The 18,107-nt window shown below is 59.7% G+C and carries 20 protein-coding genes; 11 read left to right on the top strand and 9 right to left on the bottom strand.

From position 1 onward, the window contains the following. The first annotated feature begins 16 nt into the window (after positions 1-16). Positions 17-1,039 carry a 23S rRNA (adenine(1618)-N(6))-methyltransferase RlmF gene (gene rlmF / locus D882_RS0120010; protein ID WP_027924876.1) on the top strand — a complete coding sequence of 341 codons (1,023 nt, stop codon included), beginning with the start codon at positions 17-19 and terminating at the stop codon, positions 1,037-1,039. A gap of 110 nt (positions 1,040-1,149) precedes the next feature. Here rlmF and D882_RS0120005 read toward each other — a convergent pair whose 3' ends face one another. Further along, complete coding sequence (locus D882_RS0120005; protein ID WP_007905514.1) at positions 1,150-1,431, bottom strand: HU family DNA-binding protein; 282 nt, start codon at positions 1,429-1,431, stop codon at positions 1,150-1,152. 394 nt (positions 1,432-1,825) lie between these two features. Between D882_RS0120005 and yejK the strand changes: the two genes are divergently transcribed. Further along, positions 1,826-2,830, top strand: a complete 1,005-nt coding sequence (gene yejK, locus D882_RS0120000) for a nucleoid-associated protein YejK (protein WP_027924875.1) — start codon at positions 1,826-1,828, stop codon at positions 2,828-2,830. Then, positions 2,830-3,180: a glutaredoxin family protein gene (locus tag D882_RS0119995; protein WP_027924874.1), complete on the top strand. Its 351-nt coding sequence runs from the start codon at positions 2,830-2,832 to the stop codon at positions 3,178-3,180. Before yejK ends, D882_RS0119995 begins: the two co-directional genes overlap by 1 nt. Before the next feature lie 99 nt (positions 3,181-3,279). Here D882_RS0119995 and D882_RS0119990 read toward each other — a convergent pair whose 3' ends face one another. From D882_RS0119990 to D882_RS0119975, 4 genes are all read right to left on the bottom strand, one after another. Next, the gene (locus tag D882_RS0119990) at positions 3,280-4,215 is read right to left on the bottom strand and encodes a glutathione S-transferase family protein (RefSeq protein WP_027924873.1); all 936 of its coding nucleotides are present in this window, start codon (positions 4,213-4,215) and stop codon (positions 3,280-3,282) included. A gap of 88 nt (positions 4,216-4,303) precedes the next feature. Further along, entirely contained in the window at positions 4,304-4,624 is a 321-nt protein-coding gene (locus D882_RS0119985) for a GIY-YIG nuclease family protein (RefSeq protein WP_027924872.1), read from the bottom strand. 39 nt (positions 4,625-4,663) lie between these two features. Then, a complete protein-coding gene (locus D882_RS0119980) occupies positions 4,664-5,134 on the bottom strand; it encodes a nuclear transport factor 2 family protein (protein ID WP_027924871.1) in 471 nt (156 codons plus the stop codon). A 110-nt stretch (positions 5,135-5,244) separates the two neighbouring features. Continuing rightward, positions 5,245-5,877, bottom strand: a complete 633-nt coding sequence (locus tag D882_RS0119975; RefSeq protein WP_027924870.1) for a response regulator transcription factor — start codon at positions 5,875-5,877, stop codon at positions 5,245-5,247. A 352-nt stretch (positions 5,878-6,229) separates the two neighbouring features. On the opposite strand from D882_RS0119975, the gene D882_RS0119970 reads away from it, so the two are divergent. The 7 genes from D882_RS0119970 to D882_RS0119940 all read left to right on the top strand — a co-directional run bounded on the left by D882_RS0119970 (position 6,230) and on the right by D882_RS0119940 (position 13,474). Then, positions 6,230-6,859 carry a DUF1120 domain-containing protein gene (locus D882_RS0119970; RefSeq protein WP_017340646.1) on the top strand — a complete coding sequence of 210 codons (630 nt, stop codon included), beginning with the start codon at positions 6,230-6,232 and terminating at the stop codon, positions 6,857-6,859. A 66-nt stretch (positions 6,860-6,925) separates the two neighbouring features. Continuing rightward, the gene (locus tag D882_RS0119965; RefSeq protein WP_027924869.1) at positions 6,926-7,546 is read left to right on the top strand and encodes a DUF1120 domain-containing protein; all 621 of its coding nucleotides are present in this window, start codon (positions 6,926-6,928) and stop codon (positions 7,544-7,546) included. A gap of 50 nt (positions 7,547-7,596) precedes the next feature. Next, positions 7,597-8,313 (top strand): fimbria/pilus chaperone family protein, encoded by a 717-nt coding sequence (locus tag D882_RS0119960; protein ID WP_027924868.1) that lies wholly within the window; start codon positions 7,597-7,599, stop codon positions 8,311-8,313. A 120-nt stretch (positions 8,314-8,433) separates the two neighbouring features. Beyond that, complete coding sequence (locus tag D882_RS0119955; protein ID WP_027924867.1) at positions 8,434-10,899, top strand: fimbria/pilus outer membrane usher protein; 2,466 nt, start codon at positions 8,434-8,436, stop codon at positions 10,897-10,899. A gap of 10 nt (positions 10,900-10,909) precedes the next feature. Further along, the gene (locus D882_RS0119950; protein WP_027924866.1) at positions 10,910-12,046 is read left to right on the top strand and encodes a DUF1120 domain-containing protein; all 1,137 of its coding nucleotides are present in this window, start codon (positions 10,910-10,912) and stop codon (positions 12,044-12,046) included. 82 nt (positions 12,047-12,128) lie between these two features. After that, on the top strand, positions 12,129-12,749 hold the full coding sequence (locus tag D882_RS0119945) for a DUF1120 domain-containing protein (RefSeq protein WP_027924865.1): 621 nt from the start codon (positions 12,129-12,131) through the stop codon (positions 12,747-12,749). A 74-nt stretch (positions 12,750-12,823) separates the two neighbouring features. Continuing rightward, positions 12,824-13,474 (top strand): DUF1120 domain-containing protein, encoded by a 651-nt coding sequence (locus tag D882_RS0119940; protein ID WP_027924864.1) that lies wholly within the window; start codon positions 12,824-12,826, stop codon positions 13,472-13,474. Between the two features lies 1 nt (position 13,475). On the opposite strand, the gene D882_RS0119935 is transcribed toward D882_RS0119940, so the two are convergent. Both D882_RS0119935 and D882_RS0119930 read right to left on the bottom strand, forming a co-directional pair. Next, the gene (locus D882_RS0119935; protein WP_027924863.1) at positions 13,476-14,786 is read right to left on the bottom strand and encodes a CynX/NimT family MFS transporter; all 1,311 of its coding nucleotides are present in this window, start codon (positions 14,784-14,786) and stop codon (positions 13,476-13,478) included. Beyond that, entirely contained in the window at positions 14,776-15,435 is a 660-nt protein-coding gene (locus tag D882_RS0119930) for a FadR/GntR family transcriptional regulator (protein WP_027924862.1), read from the bottom strand. Before D882_RS0119930 ends, D882_RS0119935 begins: the two co-directional genes overlap by 11 nt. Before the next feature lie 324 nt (positions 15,436-15,759). Between D882_RS0119930 and D882_RS01000000131285 the strand changes: the two genes are divergently transcribed. Next, positions 15,760-16,170: a type II toxin-antitoxin system MqsA family antitoxin gene (locus D882_RS01000000131285; protein WP_081743984.1), complete on the top strand. Its 411-nt coding sequence runs from the start codon at positions 15,760-15,762 to the stop codon at positions 16,168-16,170. A gap of 57 nt (positions 16,171-16,227) precedes the next feature. On the opposite strand, the gene D882_RS0119920 is transcribed toward D882_RS01000000131285, so the two are convergent. Together D882_RS0119920 and D882_RS0119915 are read right to left on the bottom strand one after the other, a co-directional pair. Further along, a complete protein-coding gene (locus tag D882_RS0119920; RefSeq protein WP_010463090.1) occupies positions 16,228-16,992 on the bottom strand; it encodes an amino acid ABC transporter ATP-binding protein in 765 nt (254 codons plus the stop codon). Between the two features lie 10 nt (positions 16,993-17,002). Further along, on the bottom strand, positions 17,003-18,100 hold the full coding sequence (locus D882_RS0119915; RefSeq protein WP_027924861.1) for an amino acid ABC transporter permease: 1,098 nt from the start codon (positions 18,098-18,100) through the stop codon (positions 17,003-17,005). Positions 18,101-18,107 lie beyond the last annotated feature (7 nt).

Below are 18,107 nucleotides of genomic sequence, written 5' to 3'. Positions count from 1 at the left end.
CGAATCGACAACGCCCATGAACGCCCCCCGCACACCAAGACCTGCGCGCAAAAAGCCTGACACCGCCACCCCGGCCAAAGCCGTGGAACCGCGTGAAAAAGCCAACCTGCACCCGCGCAACCGCCATCAGGGTCGCTACGACTTCCCGGCACTGATCAAAACCACGCCGGAACTGGCGAAGTTCGTGATCATCAACCCGTACGGCAAGGAAAGCATCGACTTCGCCAGCCCCGACGCGGTGCGTGTGTTCAACCGGGCGTTGCTCAAGTCGTTTTACGGCATCGCGCATTGGGACATCCCGGCGGATTACCTCTGCCCACCGGTTCCGGGGCGTGCCGACTACGTGCACTTCCTCGCCGACTTGCTGGCCAGCGTCAATGACGGTGAAATCCCTCGCGGCGCGCCGGTCAAAGTGCTCGACATCGGCATGGGCGCCAACTGTGTCTATCCGTTGATCGGCTACAGCGACTACCGCTGGCACTTCCTCGGTTCGGAAATCGACCCGACGGCCGTCGCTGCCGCCAAAGCCATCGTGCAGTCCAACGGTCTGAACAAAGCCATCCAGTTGCGTCAGCAAAATAATCCCAAGCACATCCTGCTGGGCTTGCTGGAGCCGGGTGAACGCTTTGACCTGACCATGTGCAACCCGCCGTTCCACGCCTCGATGGACGAAGCGACCAAGGGCAGCGAGCGTAAATGGCGTGCCCTGGGCCGTGCCGACCCGAAACGTAAATTGCCGGTGCTGAACTTCGGTGGTCAATCGGCTGAGTTGTGGTGTGAAGGCGGCGAAGCGCGGTTTGTGACGCAACTGATCGCCGAAAGTGCGAGTTTCCAGCATAAAGTGCTGTGGTTCAGCACGCTGGTCTCGAAGGCCTCGAACCTGCCTGCAATCCAGACGGCACTGAAAAAAGCCGGTGTGCTGGAAAGCCAGGTGGTGGAAATGTCCCAGGGCCAGAAGCAGAGCCGCTTCGTGGCCTGGACCTTCCAGACCAAATCCGAGCAGCAGGTCTGGCGCGAACGCTGGGTTCGCAAGAGCTAAGCAGGCTCACTCCTGCGTTGGTTCAGCGGTGGTGCAGGACAATCGCTGAATCGCAGACATAAAAAAACCGTGTCCGGATTGCTCCGGAGCACGGTTTTTTTTAACAAGTCTTACTTGTTAACAGCGTCGGTCAGGCCTTTGGCCACAACCAGCTTGATAACTTTCTTGGCAGCGATTTCGATGGCAGCGCCAGTCGAAGGGTTACGGCCAGTACGGGCAGGACGCTCAGTCACTTTCAGTTTGCCGATACCTGGCAGAGTGATTTCGCCGCCGTTTTCCAGCTGATCAGCAACGATTTGGCCCAGTTGGTCCAAAGCGTTACGCGCGGTGGTTTTTGGCGCGTCGATAGCTTCAGCGATGTCGGCGATCAGTTGGTCTTTAGTAAGAGCCATGTAGTGTTCCTTCCCTATCAAATTCATATGGATTGCAGAGTGCAGTGTCAGCCATCGAGCCCGATCTTCTGGATCTGGCACCCTCGGCCAATAACCACTGGATCGGGGTTATAGATACCGAAATCAGGGTTTGGTTCGACCTGACAAATGCTGAATGCACGCTTAACGCAGTGACTTCGCGCAAGACGGGGCAAAACTAGCACAGAGACGGGGAAATATCCGCCTCTAGCTACCCATTTGGTCAGCTTTATTGCTCTAAAACGGGAAAAAAACGCATAAGCGCCGCCGGTCGCCCCGGATTTACCCTTCATGCCGCGCCAAAACCAGTGGTTGCGGTACACTTGGCACTTTTTCGGGGAGCACGCCCTCCTCTCTTCAATCAGCCGAGAAGCCCATGCCGATCCGTCATTGCATCGTCCACCTGATCGACAAAAAACCCGACGGCACACCTGCAGTTCTTCACGCCCGCGACTCTGAACTTGCCGAGTCGAGCGCCATCGAGAACATGCTTGCCGACCTTAACGAGAGCTATAACGCCAAACAAGGCAAGGCCTGGGGTTTCTTCCATGCCGAATCCGGCGCGCACCCGTTCAGCGGCTGGCTGAAGGAATACTTCGAGGGCGGCAAGGACTTCACGTCGTTCAGCCGGGTGGCAGTGGAACATCTGCAAAAGCTGATGGAAGAGTCAAACCTCTCAGTAGGCGGCCACGTGCTGTTCGCCCATTACCAGCAGGGCATGACCGATTACCTGGCGATCGCGCTGCTACACCACAGCGAAGGCGTTGCTGTGACGGATCAGCTGGACGTGACCCCATCCCGCCACCTGGACCTGGGCCAATTGCACCTGGCCGCGCGGATCAACGTGTCCGAATGGCAGAACAACAAACAGTCCAAGCAGTACATTTCGTTCATCAAAGGCAAGAACGGGAAAAAGGTTTCGGAGTATTTCCGCGACTTCATCGGCTGCCAGGAAGGCGTCGACGGCCCGGGGGAAACCCGCACCCTGCTCAAGGCGTTCAGTGATTTCGTGGAAAGCGAAGATTTGCCGGAAGAATCCGCCCGCGAGAAAACCAAGACCCTGGTCGATTACGCCAGCAGCCAGGCCAAGCTCGGCGAACCGATGGGCCTGGAAGAACTCTCCGAGCTGATCGACGAAGAACGTCCGAAAGCGTTCTACGATCACATCCGCAACAAGGATTACGGCCTGTCGCCAGAGATTCCGGCAGACAAACGCACCCTGAATCAATTCCGCCGCTTCACTGGCCGCGCGGAAGGCCTGTCCATCAGCTTTGAAGCGCACCTGTTGGGCTCGAAGATCGAGTACGACGAAGAAGCCGGCACACTGATCATCAAGGGCTTGCCAACTCAGTTGACCGACCAGCTCAAGCGACGCAACTGATGCTGAACGGCATCCTGAAGAAATTCCTGCTGATTCTGCTGGTCGTTGTGGTTTACCAGAACTGGGGCAAGATCGAGCGGGTGTTCAACCCTTCGCAAGTGGTGTCGGAGCAGGCACAGGCCAAGGCCAACGTCGTGCTCTATGCCACCGACTGGTGCGGTTACTGCAAACTGACCCGGCGTTTTCTCGATCAGAAAGGCATTCCGTACAAGGAATTCGATATCGAGAAGGATGCCCAGGCGCGTACGGCGTATGAGGCGTTGGGGGGTGGCGGGATTCCGATCATCGATGTGAACGGGACGCTGATTCGCGGGTATGACCCGGACGCAATCCTCGCGGCCCTGAAATAACAACTGTGGGAGCTTGCTCGCGGTAGCGGTGCATCAGTCGACATCATCGTTAACTGACACGCAGCCATCGCGAGCAAGCCCGCTCCCACAGTTTGTACGTCAATGCTTCTCGATGCGGAACCCAAAGCGCGGAAAATGCACATGCACCACGCCGCCACATTCGTCTTCACGGCGCAGAATCAATTCCTCACTGCCCGCAAACAGTAATTCACCCACCACCGGATCAACGCCGTAATCGATGGCCGCGATCTTCACCTGCTCGCCAGGTTCAAACCCGTTCGGTTCTTCGAACTGCTCATCCGGCAAAGCCGCTGGCGTGGCATTGCGCGCCACCTCCAGTGCCTCCGCGGACGTCATCTCGCTGGACGCACCATGCCCGAAGCCCATCACCCGCCCAAACCAGGCCGACACAGCCGGATAGGCATCAACCAGCGGTGAAGTGACCGGCGTCGCCTTGAGGAACCACAGTGAATGGACCAGAGCAAAGTCGGCAATCGACGGCTCGCCAAGCAGGAAGTCACCCTGCTCGCGTTGCAACTGTTGTTCCAGCCGCGCCATGATCGTCGGCCATTGATGTTTCGCCTGCTCGGCGGACAACCTGGAAGCGCTGCCACCGCTGAACAACCCGGCGCGGTCGGCGAGGAATGCCTTGATCGCCTCCGGCGACAATTTGCCGAAACGCACCGCCACCGATTCCGGCTGGAAGACCAGGCTGACCGCATGCTGGAACACCACCGAGTCCGCCCAGGCCGCAAAGGTCGCGGCAATCATTTCCTGGCCTTCCGGGAAAAACGCCGGCAAGGCTTTTTCCTGCTCCAGACGACGGGCAATCAACGACGTGTCGCAATAGATATCCGCGCCGATCTGCAAAACCGGCGTCCTGCGATAGCCACCGGTCAGCGCAGTCAGATCGGGTTTTGGCATCACCGGCGAAATGTTCACCGAGCGCCAGGACAACCCCTTGAAGCCCAACAGCAGGCGGGCTTTTTCGGCAAAAGGGGACGTCGGGTAATGATGAAGAATCAACTCGGACATGCTCGGCTCCGCCGCACGGATAAGGAATCCGCAGCTTAGCGCGCAATCGACAAGCGGCCTACAGATCTGCCTGATAGGAACTTATCAGTCAGGTTGATAAGCCCGCAGCGGCGCTCGCGACCAGACATTCCTTGGCGCTTTTCCTGAGTTTTTTGATCAGCCGTTCCTGCCGTAGCGCTTCGCTCTTATCGCGACAGACTTCTGTGTAAACGAGTGCCACGGCCGGGCTGGAGAGGAAGAACCGCGCACCTTTGCCGCTCTGGTGAGTGGCGAAGCGCCGCACGGGGTCGTCGCTGATGCCGCAGTAAAGCGAACCATTGGCGGCGCGAACGAGATAGACGAACCAGGGTTTGCTGACGGGCAGCACCGGTTCGGCGGCAGTGTCGGAAGATTCGCTGAGGGTGCTCACGTGACGATCATGGCTTGTAGGAAACAAGCCGCGATCTTATCAGCGACTGGCCTGGAATGCCTTCAGCCCCTTGAGGGCTTGAGCACGAACGGCGTTTCTGACCAGAGGCGTCCACCCCAGTATCAGCCCTTTGAAACCCAGCGCCTGCCGCGACCAGGCCCACAGGTCGAAGTTGTCGTGGTGCTCGCAGATCTTGCCGTCGCGAAACACGAAGCGCGCCTGAATATCGTTGACCACAACGTTGCCGGTCTGGCTGAACAGGTACGTCGCGACCCAGTGCGCACCGCCCGTGCGATCGTCGGCCCGCACGTTGTCGAAGGTCAGGGAGAAGTCCTTGGCCCGAGTGGTGAGCATGCGCCACATGTCGCCGGCGTCGCGACCGCGCAGTTCGCCGAACGCCGGATCACTGAACACCACATCGTCGGTGTAACAGGCGCTCATGGCCTCGGCATCCAGACGCTGAAAAGCCTGGTAGAACCGGGTGATCAATGCGTTGTGGGCATCACTCATGGGCAAACTCCGTACGTTTGAAGGATTGCCTGCACGATAGTCTGCAAAGACGGGGAAGACCATGGGCATTCGTGGCGGGAATATCGGGACTGCCCGAGTGCATTGCGAACCTAATGCACCATGCCACTCTCACGGGCATAGGCAAAAAGGTCCACATCCGTGGAAATGCCCAGCCGCTGCATCGCCATGCTTTTCTGTTTGCTGATGGTCGAAACGCTGCGTTTGAAGTGACCAGCGATCTCACTGACGGTCATGCCACTGGCGAGCATTCTGACCACTTCGTGCTCTTTTGCGGAAAGCACAGCGGAACTCGACTGCCCCTGGGCATCTGCCTGAAGTAGCGCGGTGCGCAACGACTGGCTGATATAACGGAGCCCTTCACCCACCGATTTGATCGCCAGGGGCAGTTCCTTTGCCGACGCGCCTTTGTCGATGATCGCCCCCACGCCCAGTGCGAATGCCGCCCTCAGCGTGGTGACGCTGGCAAACATCGTGACCAGAATGATAGGCATCGTCGGGTAGCCACGTCGCACCCGGCTCAGCATTTTCAGCCCATCGGCCTGCAAGTTGCCCGGCATGCAAAAGTCGGTGATCAACAGATCACAAGGCGTCGTGCACAGCAGACTCAACAGACTGTCGGGACCATCCGCCTCCCCTACCACCACACATGTCCGGTTCAGATCGACGAGCATTCGCATGCCGATACGAACGACCGGATGGTCGTCAGCAATGATTACGCGCATTGTCGGATTTATCCTGTTAGGTGACTGGAATGCGCGAAAAATAGCGCCGTCCGGGTCCTACCACAACGCCCTTTCCCGAGCGTAAAACCACCTCACCCAATGTAATCGGGAGCCTGGTTTTTCTCCCACGAAACAAAAAGAACCGCCCTACATTTATAAGCTACATCGGCTACACAGAAGGACTACAGACAACGCTACGCAGCAGGGCGATTTTTAGTCCGCAACACCCTTTCGTACACCGATCCCTCCGTTTTCGTATTAGTTGCATTCCGCATGGCGACCTCGACCGATAGATTGCGCCCTGTCCGTATCGGGCAACTCCCAATCATCGCTCATCAAGGAAGAGCCATACATGAACACGCGTTTATCCCTTCTGACCGCTGCCTTGCTGCTGACCGTTTCCTCATCCGCCTTTGCTGCCTCCAGCACGGACCTGACCGTGAAAGGTCTGATCACTCCGAATGCATGCACGCCAGTACTGGCCGGGGGCGGCATCGCCGATCACGGCAAGTTTTCCGTACAAGACCTCAATCCCGACAAACACACTTACTTGCCTGAAATAATCATGCAAATGACAGTGAACTGCGATGCGGCTACGCCGTTTGCCATAAACCCGATTGATAACCGTGCAGGCACAAGCACTGCGGGCAATTACTTTGGCCTGGGGCTGATCAATACCCACGAAAAGCTGGGCCACTTTCGCGTTGTTCCGCGCAATGTGATGGCGGACGGCACCCACGCTCAAGCCATTCTCTCCACTGATGGTGGCGAGACCTGGCTTAAGGAAGGGTCTGCGGCATTCTGGGGGGCCAACAACATCTGGAGTGTCGGTGCTCCGGGTGCCGTCATTGCTCCCATCGCGATGAAGGAGTTGAACCTTGATCTCCATGTGCGTACCGGCATCGCCCCCGCCAACAGCCTGACCCTGACCGACGAAGTCACACTCGACGGCTCCGCAACCCTCCAGATCAAGTACCTGTAACCCTCCGTCATCAACGAGCAACGCCTGGCACACAGCGTTGCCCGCTCACTCAAAGGACGACCCATCATGGAAAGATGCTCCTTCGCTCTATTGGCTCCACTGTTGTTCGCCTGTGCCCCCATGGCCCTCGCCTCCAGCAGCACAGAAATGAGCGTCACCGGCCTGATCACCCCCAGCGCCTGCACACCCAGCCTGTCCGGCGGCGGCATCGTCGACCATGGCAAAGTCACGGTGAAAGACCTGAGACCGGACCAGCCCACAGCCCTGGAAAACGGCACGCTGTATCTGGAGGTGAATTGCGATGCCGCCACGCCGTTTACCCTGACGACGATCGACAACCGCGAAGGCACGTCCGCCATTCACCCCAATAGTCACGGGCTGGGCGTCATCAACGACGACCAGAACCTGGGCAGCGTTGCACTGGGCCTGTTCGATACGGTGGCCGATGGGGTTGCGGTGAAAACCATCATTTCCCTCAACGACGGTGCCACTTGGCGAGTGTCCTCCTACCTGGGGCACGCCGGCCGGACCGCGTTCGCGGCATTGAACGACCTCGGCACACCGATCGCCATCAAGAATTTGCGCGCACGGCTCACGGCATTCACCACCATCGTGCGCGCAAATGACCTGACGCTGACCGATGAAATCCCCATCGACGGGTACGTCACCCTGCAACTGAATTACTGATCGACCGGTATTCCCGGCTCCATTTTTTCGAACAATCAACGAGACACGTCATGACGATGTTTTCCAATGTCACCCGTCATCTGTTCCATTCGGGCATCGGCGCATTCGCCCTGCTGCTGACTGCAAACGCCCAGGCCGACGGCATGGTGCCGAACACTTCGGTGGTCATCATCAACGAGGCCGACGGCGAAGCGTCCGTGTCCGTGACCAACACCGATGCCAACCTGGCGTTGATGCACGTCACCCTCGAAGACATTGCCGAAGACAGTGAGTCGCTGGTGTTCGTGACACCACCACTGGCGCGCATCGAAGCGGGTAAAACGCAATTGGTGCGGTTCATTCTGCAATCGGATAAACCCCTGCTCACTCAGCGTTTGAAGCGCGTGATCTTCGAAGGTATCCCACAAGGCAAAGCCGCCGCCGAGGCGGGGCAGGCACGGGTGGGCGTGACAGTGCGCCAGAACTTGCCGGTGATCCTGCACCCCAAAGGACTGGCCCCCAATCGCACGCCATGGACCGACCTTCAATGGTCGCTGAAGGACGGTCAACTGACCGTTCGCAACGACACGCCTTATGTGGTGCGTCTGGGCCAGGAAGTGCAGTTGTTGCCGGCGGCGGGCAACGCGATGCTGCCAAAAACCTACGTGCTGCCCGGTGAACACATCAGCATCAGGGTCGCCGTGGGCGCCGCCACACAGGTGCGTTTTCAACCGGCGACGGTCTACGGCTTTGCAGTACCGCATTACGAGGCGCCCATCCAGTCCTGAACCCCCTGACGGCGTCATCAAGGAACATTGAGCGCCAATGTTTCAGGGCGACGGCCACTTGGCCGTTGCCACAGGCGCGTCTGTAACCGCACGCACGCCGCGATAACCCAAGTGATCCTGATGAACACAGTATCGAATTACCGTGATGGCGAAGCCGTGCCCGTTATTCGGGACGGCGCTCGCCCTCATCCATGGCAGCGAACCACATTGGCCTTGCTGCTGAGCAACGCACTGATGATGCTCGACGCCTACGGTGAAGTGTCGATGCCCGCGTCGTTCGACAAAGACACGTTATTGCAGCGCGGCATCGATCCGGCGCTGGCGACGCTGCTGATGCAGGCGCCGCAGTTCACGGCCGGCCGCCACCCGGTCACGCTCATCGTCAACGGCCAGCGTCATGGCCGGGTCGATATCACGTTCGATCGCGAAGGTGCGTTGTGCTTCGATCGCGCACTGCTCGATGCAGCGAACCTGAAGGTGCCCGATCGTTTGCTGGACGATGGCCCATGCCACGATTTTCTGGGCAGCGCTTCGCAGACCGTCATCGAACCCGACCCCGCGGCCCTGGCCCTGTCGTTGATCGTGCCCACCGATGCGATACGCCCCAGTGCCCGGGATTTTTCAGGCTATCAAACCGGTGGTGTCGCCGGTTTGATCAACTACGACGTCACCGGTTTGCACGGCCGTTCTGCCAACAGCACCAGCCGCTACGCCTCGGCCAACACTGAACTCGGCTTCAATGCCGGTGACTGGATCGTGCGCAGCCGTCAGGTGCAGACCTGGCAGGACGATGTGTCCACAACGACTCATATTGCGGCCTACGCCCAGCGTACTTTCGCCAGCCAGGAAGCAGTGCTGCAGGCGGGTCAGATCAACCTCTACAACCCAGTGCTCGCCGGCGCGCAGATCACCGGCGTGCAAGTGCTGAATGAACAAGCACTGCAGGTCGAAGGGCAAAGCGCGGTCATTGAAGGGATCGCCAACAGTCAGGCCCAGGTCGAGGTCCGGCAAAACGGTTCACTGATCCATTCCACGGTGGTACCCGCCGGCCCGTTCGCGCTCACCAATGTGCGGCGGCTCAACACGCGCTCCGACGTGGAAGTCACGATCAAGGAGACCGATGGCAGCGAGCGCAATTTTACCGTGCCGGCCGCGATGTTGGGGGTCGGCTTGCCTGCACCCGGTTATTCGCTGGGCGCCGGTCAGGTGCGCAATGTCGGTGACGCGCAGGGTGGCGATCCCTGGGTCATCAGCGGCGGCTGGAGCGGCGCGTTCACCCCGCAAGTGTCGCTCAGCGCCGGCCTGACCGGTGCCGCCGACTATCGCGCGGCGGGTGCCAGCGTCGGCCTGTCGCCCTCACGTGTCACCCAGGTGCAAGCCACGCTCGCTGGTGCGCAGGCCAGCGGCAGACAAGCCAGTCAAGGGCTTCAAGCTGACCTGAGCGTCTCGCATCGGCTAAACGAGCAATGGGCGCTCAATGCCGGCAGTTCTTACCGAACCCTGGGTTACCGGGAACTGGAAGAGGCGGTGTTCGCCAACACGTCCGACAACAGCCAATCCCGTTACCGCGATCAGCAAAGCGCGGCCCTGTCATGGTCGCATCCATGGCTCGGCGCCTTCAGCAGCGGCTTCAGCCGGTCCAGTTCGTTCGACGGTCAAAGCAGCAGCCGCGCGCTCGCGTCCTGGGGCACCAGCATCGCGGGTGTATCCGTCTCGGCGACCGCCGAATGGCAGCTCAGCGGTTCGAACGGCAACGATGACAGCGTCTACCTGAACCTCAGCATTCCGCTGGGCGAAAACCGCCGGGCACGCAGCTGGGTGCGCAGTTCCGCCGGCGAATACCGCAGCGGCGTGGGCTTGAGTGAACGGGTCAACGATCAACTGGGTTACCGGGTAGGCGTCGAACACGACACGCGCGACAAACAGGTGCAATCCACGGCCGGCGTTTCGCTGCTGCCGCGCTACACCCAGCTCGATCTCAATTACACCCGCGCAGATGCCGAGCGCTCCAGCTACCAGGCCAGCGCTCGCGGTGGCGCCGTGCTGCACGGTGGTGGCGTGACGCTGTCGCCGTACCCGGTGAGCGACACCTTTGCATTGCTGTCGGTCGGTGACATGGGTTCCATCAAAGTGTCGACGCCCAGCGGTCCGGTGTGGACCGACTGGCAAGGTCAGGCGGTGATCCCGCAAGTAAGGGCTTACGGCAAAAGCCCGGTGGAAGTCGACACCAAAACCCTGCCCCGCAACGCCGACATTAACAACGGCCTGGCGGTGATTTCGGCCGGTCGCGGCGCCGTCGACAACGTTGAATTCGGCATCACGATGACCCGTCGGGCCTTGCTCAAGGCCACTACCGCCAATGGCGCGCCCCTGCCGCGCGGTGCCTCCGTGAACACCGCGGATGGCGAATTCGTGACCTTGGTGCAGGACGGCGGCCTGGTGTTTTTGCCCAACGCTCTCGACCGCCGTGCGCTGTGGATCAGCGCGCCGGGGCTGGAGCGCTGCGAACTGCGCTTCGAACTGCCCACCGACGCCGACGCCAACGCGTACTACGAAACCGCCCCTGCCAAGTGCCAAGCACTCTGAGGATGACTTCATGACCCTGTCTCGCTACCTGCTATTGACCCTCGCCCCCCTGGCACTGAGCGGATTCACGCCACTGGCCTCGGCGTCCACGGACGACTGCCAGTTCAACCTGAGCCAGCCGGAGCTCGATTACGGGCTGATGAACCGGTCGATACGGCCTGATGCGGCATCCGAACGCAACCTTGGTGAACGCCAGCTCAGCCTGACCTTGAGCTGTGCGCAGCCCATCGACATGAGCCTGTTCTACCGGGCGATGGCCGCGACCGCCGGACGCTTTCACTTTGCTGAACGCGGCAGCTATCAGATGCGTATTCACGATGCCGTGCTCGATGGCCAATCGGTCGATATCGGGTTGATTGCCGGGGGCGGACAGCCGCCGGCAGAAACGGCGTCGAGCCTGATCTGGCGACCGGAGCACGGGGTCGTTCCGGTGCAAGCCGGCGTGCCGGTGCAGGGGCGCAGTTTCTCGGCGCAGCTTGAGCTGACGGCCTGGGTTCAGGAGCAAGGCATGCAGGTGCGTGACGCGGTGACCTGGGAGGCCTTTGGGGTATTCGACGCCGCCGGACTCACCCGTGAGGCGACCTTGCGCGCCCGATTCGCTCCGGCGGCCTGCGAACCGGTGCTGTCCAACGGCGGTGTGGTCGACTTTGGCACCCTGTCGAAAAAAGACCTGCACGCCGACAAGGACACACACCTGTCGCCCAAGTCGTTGACGCTGAGGGTCGGCTGCGACGCGCCGACGACCTTCGCCTTGATCATGCATGACAACCGCTCAGGCTCGGCAACGCTCGACAGCGAGATCGACTACGGCCTGGGCAAAGACAGCCGCGGTAACAGGATTGGCCGTTTTTCACTGCGCGTAGACCCGGCCGACGCCCATGCCGACGGCTTCGCCCGCCTCTATCGAACCGACTCCAGCATCGCCGGTACGGCCTGGAGCACCGGCAGCGCCAACCCGATCGCCATCGGTAAAAGCCGTTACCTGGCGTTCACCGACAACACCGACAGCGGCGCTGGCCCGGTGCTGATCCAGAACCTCAGCAGCACGGTGACTGTCGATGCCGTCATCGCCCCCACCAACAGCCTCGACCTGAGCAGCGCCATCGAGCTCGACGGCGCGGGGACGATCGAGATTATTTACCTGTAACACCCAGCCCGATCCTGCTGGATTCGGGGCGCACTTGAGCGGCTCGGGGCAGTCAGGACACAACCCTAGAAGTGAGCAAATAATGATCAAAAAGTACTTGGCAGCACTCTCCGCCACCGCACTGATTGGCGTTGCGCCTTATGCAGTGGCGGCTTCGAGCATTGACCTGACTGTCACAGGTCTCATCACGCCGAGAGCTTGCACTCCTTCGTTGTCCGATGGAGGAACGGTCGACGTCGGCCAGGTGCAGGCAAAAGACCTCAACCTGACAAGTGACACGATAGTAGGCAGTCATCCGATGCAGCTGACGGTCGCGTGTGACGCGTCAACGCCATTTGCACTTAACGGTATTGATAACAAAGCCGGAACATCATCGTCCAACCTGTATTTCGGATTGGGCCTGACCAGCAATAACGAAAAAATCGGTTATTTCACGCCAGCGATCCAAAGCGCGCTTGCGGACGGACAACCTGTGCACTCGATCCGATCAACTGATAACGGTGCGAGTTGGACGCGCATCTATCAGATCCTGAAGGATAACCTCACATCGGTAAGCGCTGTCGGCACTCTCACGCCAATCTCCGTGAAAGACCTCACGATGGAACTGATGATCTACACCTTCATTGCCCGCGCCGATAGCCTCACCTTAACCGACGATGTCACTATCGACGGTTCAGCCACATTTGAAATGAAGTACCTGTAAGCCGTGCACCTTGCCCGAGGTCCTGCTTCGGGCAAGGACTGATTCCGCTCACCACACACAGCGAAACCTGTCCCATGAAAAAGACTCCACACGCGCTGACGATGGCGATCTTCGTCCTGATGTCGCCGCTCACCTTGGCCACCTCATCGACAGACCTGAGGGTCACAGGCCTCATCACCCCACTTGCCTGCACCCTGATGCTGTCCAACAGCGGCCTCGTCGATTACGGAAAAATCTCCCGGCAAGACCTGAACGTCGACAAGCGCACTCGACTGCGCGACCAGACACTCGACCTCAACATTCAGTGCAATGCGCTCACGCGTTTTGCTCTGCTGATGCGCGACAACCGCGACGGCTCGGCCATCGTCAACAGCGAGATTTACTACGGCCTGAACCACGACCACAGCCACAATAAAATCGGCTTGTATTCGCTGAACTTCGATCCTGCCAGCACGGTGGTGGACGACCTGACGCAGGTCTATCGAACCGACTCGACCACGGGGGGCAAAGCCTGGAGCCCGTCGAACAGCCAGCCCATCCCGATGGGTTCCCGAAGCTATCTCGGCTTTACCGACAGCGCAGGCAGCAGCGCCGGCCCGATAGCCATCCGCAACCTGACCAGCCGGGTGACGGTCGAAACGGTCATCGCGCCCACCTCCGAACTGGACCTGAGTGCCGAAGTGCAACTCGACGGCTCGGCGACCCTGGACATTGTTTACCTGTAGTTCAGACCTTTTCGCTGACGACCTGAACGTACAGCGAACGTCCGGCGCCGAGGCCGGCAACGATTGCACCGAGGCCAATGACACCGAAAATCCAGCCCAGCGCCGTCCAGCCGCCGGTCCAGTCATGCACGATGCCGACCGCGAACGGCCCCATCGAGGCCAGGGTGTAGCCGAACCCTTGGGCCATGCTCGACAGGTTGGCCGCGACATGCGAGTCCCGCGAGCGCAGTACGATCAGGGTTAACGCCAGGCTGAAGGTAGCGCCCTGCCCCAGACCGAGCAGAATCGCCCAGCCCCACAGACCTTCGATCGGTGCGTAGAGACAGCCGAACAGACCTCCGAGGGTCATCAGCATCACCACCACAATGGCCAGTCGCTGATCCTTGCCGCGTGTCGCCAGCCAAGGCGCCGCGAGAGAACTGGCCAACTGGACGATCACTGATCCTGACAGCACCAGACCGGCCTCGACCGGTGTCAGCCCGCGACCGATCAGGATCGACGGCAACCAGCCGAATACGATGTACGCCAGGGACGATTGCAGGCCCATGTACAACGTCACTTGCCAGGCCAGCGGATCGCGCAGCAGTCCGCGAACACGGTAGGCGACGTTGTGTGCGCCCTGTTTGTGCCCACCCACTTGCGGCAGCCAGAAAATCGCCGCGACCACCGCCGGCAGCACCCAGAAGCCCAGGCCCATGGCCCAGCTCTGGTCGAAATGCTCACTCAACGGCACCGTGGCGCCGGCGGCCATTGCGGCGCCCAGGCACAACGCCATAGTGTAGACACCGGTCATGGTGCCGGCCTGTTTCGGGAAGTCGCGTTTGACGATGCCTGGCAACAACACACCGATCACACCGATGCTCGCACCGGCCAGCACGCTACCGGCAAACAAGCCAATCTCGCCAAATGAACTGCGCAAAATGATCCCGCCCGCCAGCGTCAGCAGAATCCCCAACACCACACGCTCGGCGCCAAAACGGCGCGCCAGCACCGGTGCCAGAGGGGCGAACAGGCCGAGGCAGAGCACCGGCAATGTCGTCAACAAACCGGCCTGGGCCGCCGACAATCCGAGGGTCTTCGAGACCTCGCCAAGCATCGGCGCCATGCTCGACAGCGCCGGACGCAGGTTCAACGCCACCAGGATCAAGCCCAGTAACAACAGCCATGGCCGGCGCAGGATCGGGTGACGTTGCTGGACTTGCTCATCATCCGCTTCAGCGTCGATCAGCAACTCTTCGAGCTCCGCCGTGCGCTTGGGTTGCGTGAAATTACTATCGCTGCTGGACATGGAGTTCTCGGTTTCAAGGTTCATTGATCAACTGCCTCGACAGGGCTTTGGCCCGTTCCGGGTCACGTTGCTCGACGGCATCCAGCAGTTCGATGTGCAGGTCGAACACTTCCTGGCGTCGCGGGGTGATGTTCAAGGTCTGGCGCAATTGCGCGCCGATGACGCTCGAGAAATAGCGATACAACTCACTCAGTGTCGGGTTGTGCGCGGCATCGACCAGACGGCGGTGGAACACCAGATCGCAGGCGATGTAGCTGTCGAGATCGCCGTGGTAGTGGCTGCCGCTGACGCCGAGCGCTTCGCGCAACGCCACCAGGTCTTCGTCTGTCCGGCGCAGTGCCGCGAGGCCAATGGCTTCGACTTCAAGGATGTGCCGCGTCTCACGGGCCTGCTCATGGGTGCAGCGGGACAAGGCTTTCATGGTGTCCAGCGGATCGATGACGGCCCGCAGGTAGCTGCCGTCGCCCTGACGGATTTCGATCAAGCCGGAAAACGCCAACACGCGCATGGCTTCACGCACGGTATTGCGGCTGATGCCCAGCTCGGTAGCCAGTTCCGGCTCGGTGGGGAGACGTTGGCCGACGACCCAGACACCTTGCGTGATACGAAGGCGCAGCTGGTCCAGCGCTTGGTCGACCAAAGATCGCTTGGTCAATGGAGAAATGTCTGACATGGAATTCGCCCTTTCATCCAATCATAGGATGAATTTTCTGACATGTTAGTCAGCTACCTGTAGGACGGCAACCGCCTACGGTCAGAGAGAAGGAAATGGAGCGGGATTATCGATGAGTCAAAATTACCCTTTAAGGGTAATTTCAGGGATAGGGTTCACAGCTTCTTATGGAAAAGAACACACCCCACTACAACCTAACGGTGATCAAGGACGATGTCAGGCGGCTTGGGAAAAATGCATTTACCGCAACCGCGCGGAAAAACGGCCGGGACCTGGGTTTAACCCTCGAGGAAATGCAGCCACTTCGAAGGTCGCGGTGAAACCATGAGCGTGAAAGGAATGGAGCGCCGGATTGATGATTTGTCTGGATGGGAGTGCCAGGCATGCGGGGAAGTCATACTCGACCCCGGCTGCTCGGAGCGCTATTCGGATGCCGGCGACGAGTTAGTCCTCGCCGGCAGACAAATGATCGGCAGCGAGATGAAGCGCATCCGCCGCAAACTGCACCTGTCGCAAAAAGAAGCCGTTCTGCTTTTGTCCGGAGGCGGACATAACGCGTTTTCTCGTTACGAGCGCGGCGAACTGCTTCCACCTAAAGCATTGATGGTGCTGATGCGCTTGCTTGATCGCTATCCCCATTTGCTCACCGATGCGCGAAGTTTTGGCGAAGGCGCAGACTTGAGGGGATTCAAGGACATCGTTCACAAAGAACATGAAACGCTCACTGTGACCTGAACAGCACACACAAAAAACCCGGCACAGGGCCGGGTTTGTTTTACCTGTCAGCCGACATCAATGCAGAATCTGGCTCAGGAACATCTTGGTCCGATCATTCTGCGGGTTATCGAAGAAGTCGTTCGGCGCAGCCTGTTCGACGATTTCGCCCTTGTCCATGAAGATCACACGGTTGGCCACGGTGCGGGCGAAGCCCATTTCGTGGGTGACGCAAAGCATGGTCATGCCGTCTTCAGCCAAGCCGATCATGGTGTCCAGCACCTCTTTCACCATCTCGGGGTCGAGTGCCGAAGTCGGTTCGTCGAACAGCATGATTTTCGGTTTCATGCACAGCGCGCGGGCAATCGCTACACGCTGTTGCTGGCCACCGGACAGTTGCCCCGGGAATTTATGCGCCTGCTCCGGAATGCGTACGCGTTCCAGGTAATGCATGGCGATTTCCTCGGCCTGACGCTTGGGCATTTTGCGCACCCACATTGGCGCCAGGGTGCAGTTCTGCAGGATGGTCAAGTGCGGAAACAGATTGAAGTGCTGGAACACCATGCCGACTTCACGGCGCACCGTTTCGATCTGCTTGAGGTCGTTGGTCAGCTCCACGCCATCGACGACGATGCGGCCCTGCTGATGTTCTTCCAGTCGGTTGAGGCAACGGATAGTGGTGGACTTGCCGGAACCCGACGGGCCGCACAACACGATACGCTCGCCCTGTTTCACGTTCAGGTTGATGTCTTTCAATACGTGAAACTGGCCGTACCACTTGTTCACGCCCTGCATCTGAATAATGCCTTCAGGGCTCACAGGCTTTTTGATTGCTTCGCTCATTACAAAACTCCTAACGCTTGTGGCCAGTGTCGAGCTTGCGTTCCAGATGCATGGAATAGCGCGACATACCAAAACAGAAAATCCAGAACACCAGGGCCGCGAACACATAACCTTCAGTGGCCATGCCCAGCCATTTCGGGTCGGCGGCGGCTTGTTTGACGCTGTTGAGCAGGTCGAACAGGCCGATGATGATCACCAGGCTGGTGTCCTTGAACAGCGCAATGAAGGTGTTGACGATGCCTGGGATGACCAGCTTCAGGGCTTGCGGCAGGATCACCAGGCCCATGCTGCGCCAGTAGCCGAGGCCCATCGCGGCAGCCGCTTCGTACTGACCTTTTGGAATCGCTTGCAGACCACCGCGCACCACTTCGGCGACGTAGGCCGACTGGAACAGGATCACGCCGATCAGTGCCCGCAGCAGCTTGTCGAAGCTCATGCCTTCGGGCAGGAACAACGGCAGCATCACCGACGACATGAACAGCACCGTAATCAACGGCACGCCGCGCCAGAACTCGATGAAGGTCACGCAGACCACACGAATCGCCGGCATGTTCGAACGACGCCCCAGCGCCAGGACGATACCCAGTGGCAACGCGCCGGCGATACCGACGGTGGCGATCACCAGGGTCAGCATCAAGCCGCCCCATTGACTGGTCGCCACCTGAGTCAGGCCAAAGATGCCGCCATGCAGCAGGAAGTAGGCAATGATCGGGTACAGCACCAGAAAGCTCAGGCCATACACCGCTTTGCGGTGAAAGCGCGACATGAACAACGGTGCGATACCGATGACCGCCAGCCACACGGTCAGGTCGACGCGCCAGCGCAGTTCAGGCGGGTAGTAGCCGTACATGAACTGGCCAAACCGCTGTTGGATGAACACCCAGCAGGCGCCCTCCTTCGTGCAGTCGGCGCGCGTGGTGCCGACCCAGTTGGCGTCCAGGATCGCCCAATGCAGGATCGGTGGCACCACCAGGTAAATCAGATAAAACGCGAACAGGGTCAGCAAGGTATTGAGCCAGCTGGAGAACATGTTCGCGCGCATCCATGCAATCACACCGATGCTGCTGCTCGGTGGAGGCATGTCTGGTTTGAAAGTATGAGTACTCATGCGCTAT

The organism is Pseudomonas sp. URMO17WK12:I12 (assembly GCF_000514395.1).
GTDB lineage: Bacteria > Pseudomonadota > Gammaproteobacteria > Pseudomonadales > Pseudomonadaceae > Aquipseudomonas > Aquipseudomonas mucoides.
The sequence above is the reverse complement of the archived record's forward strand: the minus strand, read 5'-3'. Positions and strand labels throughout refer to the sequence as shown.